The sequence below is a fragment of the Lysobacter sp. 1R34A genome (assembly GCF_051217035.1).
GTDB lineage: Bacteria > Pseudomonadota > Gammaproteobacteria > Xanthomonadales > Xanthomonadaceae > Lysobacter.
On record NZ_JBPKJP010000156.1, the window covers coordinates 1 to 6,358 of the forward strand.

Sequence of the window (6,358 nt, forward strand, 5' to 3'; positions counted from 1 at the left end):
GCCGCGGTGCGGCCGAACTCGGTCACCACCGCCACCACCGTGCGCGGCCAGGCCGCGCCGAAGCCTTCGCGCGCCGCGGCCAGGCCGCGGTCGAGCTCGGCCAGCTTGCGCGCCAGTTGCGGCGCCTGGTTGCGATGACTGTCCCAACCGGTGTCTTCGACGAAACCGATCCGCGGCCCGCCGGCCGCGCTCATCCGTTCGGCGGCGACGCGCATCGCCTCGGGCAGGGCGAACGCGCCCTTGCCCTCGCGGGCCAGCGCCGCCGAACGGGTGGATTGCTCGAAGGTCTCGCTGAGCCGCGCATCGGCGGCGTACAGCGGCTGCAATTGTTGCAGCAACTGCGGATCGACGCCTTTCGGCAACGGCGGCCACCAGTTGCTGGTGCGCTCGCTGCCGCGCAGCGCCAGCGGCATCACTGCGGCGACCGCGAAACCGGCTTCGCTCGGCAACGCCTGCACGCAGCGGCCGAGCCAGCCGTCGCGCGCGCCGTTGGGGCGCGCGGTGCCGTTCTCCAGGCAATCCTGGGCGTCGAAATGCGAACGCGCGCGATACGGCGGCGCAATCGCGACGATCGGCAGCACTTGCTTGTCGCGGTACATCGCCGCGGTCTGCTGCATCGCCGGATGCAGGCCGAACATCGCGTCGATACGGATCGGATCGGCCACCGCGCCGGCGCCGCGCAGGGCGGCGTACACCGGATCGGCATACGGCGGCAGCAAATGCAGGCCGTCGAGCCCGCCGCGCAACAACACCAACAGGAAACGCGTATCGGCATCGTCGCCGGCGGCGCGCGACGCGTTCGGGAACAGGGTCAGCAGTGCGCTCGCGCCGAATGCAGCCAATAGACCTCGGCGTTGCGAATCCATCTCAGATCCTCCATTGGAAAGCGGGGCTGGCGAACAGCAAGGCATAGCCGTCGCGCAGGGAACCGGCACGGCGCAGGCCGATGGCGAAGTCGCCGTCGACCGCCGCGTCGCCGAGCACCGACACCGCGCGCTGGTACGGCGCCGACGCTTTCGGGTCGATCCGCGCGGCCAGCAATTGCGCCGCCTGGATGCGTTTCCACAGACCGTCCGGGCTGCTCCAGTCGGCGGCGGTGTCGGGAAAACCCGCCGGCGAGCGCGGGTTGAACACCGGTTGACCGAGGCTCGACAGCAGATTGATCAGCGCGCGCGCGTCGTTGCCGACCGGCAACTCGCCGGCGCGCAAGGCCGAGACCACGAAATCGTTGGGCGTCTTGAACTTGCGCGCGCTGTCGGCCCACGACTCCTGGCTCTCGACCAGCGCGCGGTACAACGCGCGCAGATCGCCGTCGTGGCTCAGATAGGCCTGGGCCATGCGCTTGACCAGGGCCGGCGGCGGCTGGTCGGCGACGAAATGACGGGCGAGCTTGAAACTCAGGTGATGCGCCGTGGCCGGATGCTTGGCGAGGTCGGCCAGGACCGCGCGCCCCTGCTCGACCCCGCCCTCGGCGTAACGACGGCCGAGCACCCGGCGTTCGCCGGGCTCGTGCGAGGCCTTGCGGAAAGTGAAGGCATTATCGGGAATGCGTTCGCCGGCGGCCTTGGCTTCGCGCGAATTGAAGGTGCTCCAGCCGGTGATCGCGCGCGCCAGTTCGAGCACGTCGTCCTGGCGATAACCGCCGTCGACGCCGAGCGTATGCAGTTCGAGGATCTCGCGGGCGAGGTTCTCGTTGAGTCCGCGGCGTTCGCGGCGCATCAGCTCGGCGCGCTGCGCCGCCGCCGAGTCGTTGCCGATCGAAATCGAATTGTCGAGATAGCGCAGCATCGCCGGATGGCTTTCGACCGCGAGCAGCATGTCCTCGAAACGGCCGAGCACGTGCGGGCGGATCGCTTCGCGTTCCATCGCCGCGGCGTACAGGCGCGTATCGCCCTTGTCGATCGAGACCGCGAAATGGTTCGACCAGAACTGAGTCAGGCGCTCGACGAAGGGCCGGTCGGTACGCGAGGCGTGGCGATAGCGCGCGGCGAATTCGTCGAGCTGGCGCTGGCGCAGCTCGCGCCGCATCTGCTCGGCGCGTTCGCCGGCCTGCTCGACATCGACCGGCTCGCCCGCCGGCCGAACCGGCGCCATCGCATCGGCGGTGTTCATCGGTGCGGTGGTCGATGCCTTGCCCGATCTCTTGGCCGACGCGCCGGGCGGCATCTCGCCCATTGCCGCGGGCGGCGCCGCCCTGGCCCGCCCGGCGCGCGCGGCGCTGAGCTGCTCGTACTCGCGGGTCATGGTCGCGGCGCTGCTCGGCAGGCCGTGAAATTCGTCGAGCTCGGGCGGCCCGCGCAACTGCGCGAGCAGAATCTCGCGGCCGTCGCCGCTGCCTTCGAGTTCGCCCGGCTTGGCGCCGAGCCCGAAACGATTGGCGGCCGTCGCCTTGCTTGCACTCATGCGGCCTCCCAGGAGTGGACCTCCAGGATGAACGCCTCGATGCCGCTTGCGTTGACAGGATCGGGCCGAAGCGGCGCCTGATTGGCGATTCCGCTTACCTCATCCCAGTCCAGGCATTTCGTTGCCGACGCTTCATGCAGCGTTCGTGTTGCTGCCGTCTCATTCCCCGGCCGATTCGCCGGCGACCGTCATGCGCCCGACCAGGATCGAACCGGTACGCACGTGCGAGCGGTAGTCGATGTCGCTGCCGACCGCTTCGACCGCGGCTAACATCTTGCGCAGATTGCCGGCGATGGTGATGCCGTCCACCGGATACTGAATCTGGCCGTTCTCGATCCAGAAACCGGCGGCGCCGCGCGAGTAATCGCCGGTCACGGTGTTGACGCCCTGCCCCATCAGCTCGGTGACCAGCAGGCCGCGCCCGGTGTCGCGCAGCATCGAGGAAAAATCGCCGGCGTTCGCCGCGACCTGCAGGTTGTGCACGCCGCCGGCGTTGGCGGTGGTCTGCAGACCGAGCTTGCGCGCCGAATAACTGCCGAGCACGTAGCGCTGCAGCACGCCGCCGCTGACGATCGCCGATTCGCGCGTGGCCACGCCCTCGGCGTCGAACGAGGTCGAACGCAGGCCGCGATGCAGGAACGGCTGCTCCTCGATCTGGAACCACGACGGGAACAGCTGGGCGCCGACGCTGTCGAGCAGGAAGCTGGCCTGGCGGTACAGGGCGCCGCCGCTGATAGCGCTGAGCAGATGGCCGATCAGCGAACGCGCGCTTTCCGCGGCGAACAGCACCGGGTAGTCGCCGGTGGCGATCTGCCGCGGCGCGAGCCGGGCGATGGTGCGCTCGCCCGCCTTGCGGCCGACGCTGGCGGCCGATTCCAGGTCGTCGGCGGCCAGCGCCGAGCTGTACCAGCCGTCGCGCTGCATGGCGTCGCCGCGGCCGGCGATCATCGCGCAGCCGAAGCTGTGCTGGGTGCTGCGCTCGCGGCCGACGAAGCCGTGCGAATTGGCGTAAACGCCGAGGCTGGCGCCGGTGCCGACCGAGGCGCCATCGGAGTTCTCGATCCGGGCGTCGTAGTCGCGGCCGGCGCTTTCGCAAGCCAGGGCCAGTTCGACTGCGTGGTCGGCGTCGATCGCCCAGGGGTGCCAGCTGTCGAAATCGCGCAGATCGGTGGCCATCAGGGCCGGATCGGCCAGGCCGGCGGCTTCATCGTCCTCGGTGTAGCGGGCGATCGCGCAGGCCTGTTCGACCGTGGCCTCCAGGCTCTCGTCGCGCAGGTCGGCGGTGCTGGCGCTGCCCTTGCGCTGGCCGAAATAGACGGTGACCGCGATGCCGCGGTCGCGGGTGGCCTCGACCGTCTCGACCTCGCCCATGCGCACGTTCACGTTCAGCCCCGCCTCCTCCGAGCAGGACACCTCGGCCTGGCTGGCGCCGCGGGCCTTGGCCGCCGCCAGCAGGCGCTGGGACAGGTCGGCGAGCAGGTCCAGGCGCGCCTCGGGGTCGGCGAAAGTGTGGGCCGAAGCGGTCGGAATGAGGGCGACTGCGTTCAATGTCTTATCCTTGCGGTACGCGGCGCGTCGGCGGCGCGGGAATTCAGGTCAGTTTGACGGTACGAGAGGTGTTTTGCGATGCGCGGCAGAGACGAAGAAACCGGCGAGTTCCTCAGCCCCAGCCGGAGCCAGAACCGGCGCGAGGCGCTGGAGGTGCTGGCCCTGGGCGAAAAACTGGTATCCTTGACCGAGGCCCAGCTGTCCAAGCTGCCGGTGCCCGAGTCGTTGCTGCCGCACATCCGCGACTGCAAGCGCATCACCGCGAACATCGCGCACAAGCGCCAGCTGGCGTTCCTGGCCAAGCAGATGCGGCGCGAGGACGACGCGGTTCTGGAAGCGATCCGCGACGCCCTCGACGAGGACGGCGAAGCGGCGCGGCGCGAGGTCGCGGCGATGCACCGGATCGAGAACTGGCGCGAACGCCTGCTCGCCGAAGGCGATACCGCGCTGGCCGCGCTGCTCGACGAATACCCGCAGGCCGATCGCCAGCGTCTGCGCCAGCTCGCGCGCAACACGCTGGAAGAGCGCAAGCGCAACAAGCCGCCGCATTCGTTCCGCGAGCTGTATCGCGAATTGCGCGAGGTGATCCTCGGCGCGGGCGCGGTCGCCGATGACTCCGGCGCAGCGGTCGACGACGGCCACCCCGACGATTGACGCCCGCCGCGGCTGAAGTCCGCTGCCGAAGCCGGCGCCGTCCGGCCCGGACTGCATTCGCGCACTGCGATCCCGCGCTTCCCGCCGCCTCCTGCCGCTCGCGGCGGAAGGCGACGCTGGCTTGCCGCCGCGATCACGCGCTGGTGCCACCCACGGTCAGGCCTTCGATCAACAGCGAGGGCTGGCCGACGCCGACCGGCACGCTCTGCCCGTCCTTGCCGCACACGCCGACGCCTTCGTCGAGGGCGAGGTCGTGGCCGATCATCCGTACCTTCTGCATCGTCTCCGGGCCGTTGCCGATCAGGGTCGCGCCCTTGACCGGCGCGGTGACCTTGCCGTCTTCGATCAGATAGGCCTCGGTCGCCGAGAACACGTACTTGCCGCTGGTGATGTCGACCTGGCCGCCGCCGAAGTTGACCGCGTACAGGCCCTTCTTGACCGAGCGGATCATTTCGTCCGGATCGTGCTGGCCGGCCAGCATGTAGGTGTTGGTCATGCGCGGCATCGGCAGGTGGGCGAACGACTCGCGGCGGCCGTTGCCGGTCGGCGCCATGCCCATCAGGCGCGCATTGAGCGTGTCCTGCATGTAGCCGACCAGGACGCCGTCCTCGATCAGGGTGGTGCAGTTGGTCGGGGTGCCTTCGTCGTCGATGTTGAGCGAACCGCGGCGGCCGTCGAGGGTGCCGTCGTCGACGATGGTCACGCCCGGCGAGGCCACGCGTTGGCCCATGCGCCCGGCATAGGTCGAGGTGCCCTTGCGGTTGAAATCGCCTTCCAGGCCGTGGCCGACCGCTTCGTGCAGCAGCACGCCGGGCCAGCCCGGTCCGAGCACGACCGGCATGATCCCGGCCGGCGCATCGATCGCTTCCAGGTTCACCAGCGCCTGGCGCAGGGCCTCGCGCGCGAGCCGGTCGGGCTTGTCGCCGCCGAGCAGTTCGGCGTAGCTGTAGCGGCCGCCGCCGCCGGCATAACCGCTTTCGCGGCGGCCGTTGTGCTCGACGATGATCTGTACGTTGAGCCGCACCAGCGGACGCACGTCGGCGGCGAGCACGCCGTCGCTGCGCGCCACCAGCACCGTGTCGATGCCGCCGCTGAGGCTGACGATGACCTGCTTGACCCGCGGGTCGGCCGCGCGCAGCAGCTTGTCGATCCGGCGCAGCGCCTCGACCTTGGTTTCGTTGCCGATCGAGTCGATCGGGTCGGTGCTCGGATACAGCGAACGGCCGCCGCCGCGCACCAGCGTCTTAGCCGGTTGCGCCTGGCCTTCGCGGGCGATCGCGCGGGCCGATTTCGCCGCGGCCAGCAAGGCCTCGCCGTTGATCTCGTCGGAATACGCAAAGCCGGTCTTCTCGCCGCTGATCGCGCGCACGCCGACGCCCTGCTCGATCGAATGCGAGCCGTCCTTGACGATGCCGTCCTCGACGCTCCAGCTCTCGCGGCGCGAATGCTGGAAATACAGGTCGCCGAAATCGATGCCCGGCCCGAGCAAGGTGCCGAAGCTGCGCTCCAGGCCGCCGGCGTCGAGCCCGGCGGGCAACAAGAGGCGGTTTTCGGCGATCTGCAGGGGAAGAGTCATATCGGGGCCATGAGGACGTGGAAGGGTCATCTTAGGCGGCGCGGCGCCGGTTTGGCGCGGTCGCGGCCGTCCTGGAGAAGTGTGGAGGCGCCCGGCGCGCGAAACCGTGCGGCGGCGCCGTGGTCAGACCGAAATGGTGGCGCCGGCCGGCGCAATCAATCCGCCGGGGCCGGTCCG

At 69.9% G+C, this 6,358-nt stretch carries 5 protein-coding genes; 1 reads left to right on the top strand and 4 read right to left on the bottom strand.

Going from position 1 to position 6,358, the window contains the following annotated elements; translation table 11 throughout:
• The 3 genes from ACSAMQ_RS19605 to pmbA form a co-directional block, all read right to left on the bottom strand.
• On the bottom strand, positions 1-866 hold an 866-nt coding region (locus ACSAMQ_RS19605), incomplete at its 3' end, for a DUF1501 domain-containing protein (RefSeq protein WP_435397268.1).
• Between the two features lies 1 nt (position 867).
• A complete protein-coding gene (locus tag ACSAMQ_RS19610; RefSeq protein WP_435397269.1) occupies positions 868-2,403 on the bottom strand; it encodes a DUF1800 domain-containing protein in 1,536 nt (511 codons plus the stop codon).
• Positions 2,404-2,562: 159 nt separating this feature from the next.
• Complete coding sequence (pmbA, locus tag ACSAMQ_RS19615; RefSeq protein WP_435397272.1) at positions 2,563-3,933, bottom strand: metalloprotease PmbA; 1,371 nt, start codon at positions 3,931-3,933, stop codon at positions 2,563-2,565.
• Positions 3,934-4,029: 96 nt separating this feature from the next.
• Here pmbA and yjgA point away from each other — a divergent pair, with 96 nt between their 5' ends.
• On the top strand, positions 4,030-4,605 hold the full coding sequence (yjgA, locus tag ACSAMQ_RS19620) for a ribosome biogenesis factor YjgA (protein WP_435397270.1): 576 nt from the start codon (positions 4,030-4,032) through the stop codon (positions 4,603-4,605).
• A gap of 133 nt (positions 4,606-4,738) precedes the next feature.
• Here yjgA and tldD read toward each other — a convergent pair whose 3' ends face one another.
• Positions 4,739-6,181, bottom strand: a complete 1,443-nt coding sequence (tldD, locus tag ACSAMQ_RS19625; protein ID WP_435397271.1) for a metalloprotease TldD — start codon at positions 6,179-6,181, stop codon at positions 4,739-4,741.
• Between the last annotated feature and the right edge of the window lie 177 nt (positions 6,182-6,358).

Bases quoted from the DNA above. Each gene is read 5' to 3' on its own strand.
- tldD (WP_435397271.1), bottom strand. From the start codon at position 6,181: ATGACTCTTCCCCTGCAGATCGCCGAAAACCGCCTCTTGTTGCCCGCC.
- ACSAMQ_RS19610 (WP_435397269.1), bottom strand. From the start codon at position 2,403: ATGAGTGCAAGCAAGGCGACGGCCGCCAATCGTTTCGGGCTCGGCGCC.
- yjgA (WP_435397270.1), top strand. From the start codon at position 4,030: ATGCGCGGCAGAGACGAAGAAACCGGCGAGTTCCTCAGCCCCAGCCGG.